Origin of the sequence: Antarctobacter heliothermus (genome assembly GCF_900188425.1) — a bacterium.
Lineage (GTDB): Bacteria > Pseudomonadota > Alphaproteobacteria > Rhodobacterales > Rhodobacteraceae > Antarctobacter > Antarctobacter heliothermus.
Map to the genome: position 1 here is coordinate 1 of NZ_FZON01000127.1, position 2,527 is coordinate 2,527.

The following is a 2,527-nucleotide window of genomic DNA, read 5'->3' on the forward strand; positions in this document are numbered from 1 at the left end:
GTAAGCATCCGGCGAGGGACGCGGTCACGCGGCCTTGACAGCTTTCTGCTCGGCCTTCCAGTTCCATGGGAGCAATTCAGGCAAGCGTGACACGGTGATGTCTGGCAAGCGCGCCAGGACATCTGCCATCCAGGCTTGCGGGTCGATGTCGTTCGTCTTGCAGCTGACAATCAGGGTATACATGAAGGCCGCCCTTTCGCCGCCGCGCTCTGATCCGGCAAAAAGCCACGACTTTCTTCCCAATGCGATCCCTCTGAGGGCGCGTTCGGCGGCATTGTTGGTCAGGCAGATGCGCCCATCCTCCAGGAAAGCGGTGAAGGCATCCCATCGGTCGCTCTTGGGCGGCATCATGTAATCGATGGCCTTTGCGACGCTGTTGTGCTTCGACAGTCTGGCGCGCTCTTCCAGCAGCCAGGTGCGCAGTTCCTCGACCATTGGACGACATCGATCCTGTCGCACGGCGAGGCGGGCCGCCGCGTCCACGCCGTTGATGTCACGCTCGACGTCGAAGATCGCGTCTATCCGTTTCACGGCTTCCAGAGCGACGGGCGAGACGTCATGCGCGGGCTTGTTCTTGCGCACGTTGCCCGCGATATCGGCCAGCTCGAAGAACTTGCGCCGCGCGTGGCTCCAGCAGAGCGCGCTGCGCGCAGGGCCGGGGCTGCGGTCGTCCAGATAGAGGTCATTGTAGCCGCTATAGGCATCAGCCTGCAGAACACCCTGCCACCCCGCGAGATGCTTGTTGGGGTGGATCATCTGGCGATCCCGCGAGAACTTGAACAAGGCTGCGGGTGGCGCGCGGCCACCCCATGGCCGGTCATCACGCACATAGGTCCACAGCCGTGCTGTTTTGGTGCCGCCACGCGCCAGAAGCGGCACCGTCGTGTCATCGCCATGCAGGCGCGCGCCTTCCAGCACATGGCGCTCGATCAGCTCATGGATCGGGGTCAGCGCCACGCAGGCATGACCGATCAGATCGGCGAGAGTGGAGAGGCTGAGATCGATACCCTCGCGCGCAATGCGCTCGGATTGGCGGTTCAGCGGCTGATGCTGGCCGTATTTGTCGAAGGCCACCATGGCGATCAGGCTGGGCCCGGCCCAGCCACGCGGGATGACATGGAATGGCGCTGGTGGCTGGCTGATCTTCTCGCAGGTCCTGCAGGTGACCTTCTCGCGCACCGTCTGGATCACCTTCCACTGGCGGGGAATGACCTCCAGCGTCTCGGTGATATCCTCGCCCATCTTCACGATGCGGTCCGAACCACAGCAGGTGCAGTTGGTTGGGGCCTCGACCACCACACGCTCGCGCGGCAGATGGTCGGGGAAGGGTTTGCGCACGGGCTTGCGCCGCGTGAAGGCGCGCACGGTGCTGGTCTTGTCCTGCGCCGCCTGTTCAGCGGCCAGCGCATCCTCGGTCGCCGTGGCTTCCAGGTCTTCAAGCTGCAATTCCAGCTGATCGATCAGCCGCGCGCGGCGCTCAGAGGAGATACCGTATTTGTCGCGGCGCAGCTTGGCGATCTCCAGCTTCAGTTCCTTGACCATCGCCTCGGTGCAGGATGCCAGGGCGCGCGCCTGCACCAGGTCGCGTTCAGCAGCCTGCGCACGGGCTGTTTGCGCGGCCAATTCAGCGCGCAATCTGGCGATTTCGGAAGCGGCATCTGACATGGCAGAGGACTACCACAGATGACCCGGATCGCCAATAAAAACAGAGGTTTCAGGATGAATTATCCCGCCTTTGCAGGCCTTTGCGTCCAGCGTGGGTTGCGCCAGTCGATCCCTTCGAGCAGATAGCCCAGCTGCGCCGCGGATATCGAAACAGCGGTTCCATCCTGGCTCACCGGCCAGATGAACTTTCCCGCCTCCAGCCGCTTTGTGTAGAGCGACATGCCGACCCCATCATGCCAAAGCAGTTTCACCAGATCGCCCTTTCGACCACGAAAGCAGAAAATTTCGCCACCATGCGGATCGCGCCCAAGACCCTGCTGAACCGCCAGCGCAAGGGTATTCATGCCGCGCCGCATATCCGTCACCCCGCCCGCAATCCACACCTTCGTGCCCGCCGGAAACGCGATCATTGCTCGTCCACCACTGACAGGATCCGGGCAAGTGCTCCCATCTCGATACCGGGGGCCACGATAAGCCGACGGCCATTTGGCAGGGCAATCTCCACCTGAGAGGTCCGTGAGGGATCAGGGGGATCAACCGGCCCGGGCCGAGAGGTCGGGACATCCTGCGTCACGGTCACCGGGGCGAAGGATACCGGGCGGGCCGCACCAAGCTCACCGTTTCGATACTGCCGACGCCAGATCGTCAACAGCGATCGGCAAATGCCATGCCGCCGCGCCGTGACCGAAACTTGCCGGTGGCCGACAAAACTTTCCTCGACAATCCGGAGCTTGTCCTTATCCGACCATCGCCGACGGCGAACGCCATCGGCCGCGGAGAGAACTTCGATTTGAGGGCGGTAAATGAAATCAGACATAAGGTCGGACTTATCATCGGATCGTAGCCGAAGTCAGACGGCCCC

The 2,527-nt window shown here is 62.7% G+C and carries 4 protein-coding genes; all 4 read right to left on the reverse strand.

Annotated features, from left to right (window positions below; translation table 11 throughout):
* Positions 1-24: 24 nt before the first annotated feature.
* Complete coding sequence (gene tnpC, locus CHB90_RS25755) at positions 25-1,665, reverse strand: IS66 family transposase (protein WP_089280540.1); 1,641 nt, start codon at positions 1,663-1,665, stop codon at positions 25-27.
* A gap of 59 nt (positions 1,666-1,724) precedes the next feature.
* Positions 1,725-2,075 carry an IS66 family insertion sequence element accessory protein TnpB gene (gene tnpB, locus CHB90_RS25760; RefSeq protein ID WP_089280541.1) on the reverse strand — a complete coding sequence of 117 codons (351 nt, stop codon included), beginning with the start codon at positions 2,073-2,075 and terminating at the stop codon, positions 1,725-1,727.
* Entirely contained in the window at positions 2,072-2,389 is a 318-nt protein-coding gene (tnpA, locus tag CHB90_RS25765) for an IS66-like element accessory protein TnpA (protein ID WP_245823392.1), read from the reverse strand. The genes tnpB and tnpA overlap by 4 nt, the downstream gene beginning before the upstream one ends.
* Positions 2,311-2,527, reverse strand: a 217-nt coding sequence (locus tag CHB90_RS27280; protein WP_245823393.1) for a hypothetical protein, incomplete at its 5' end; no start/stop codon positions are given. The genes CHB90_RS27280 and tnpA, both read right to left, overlap by 79 nt.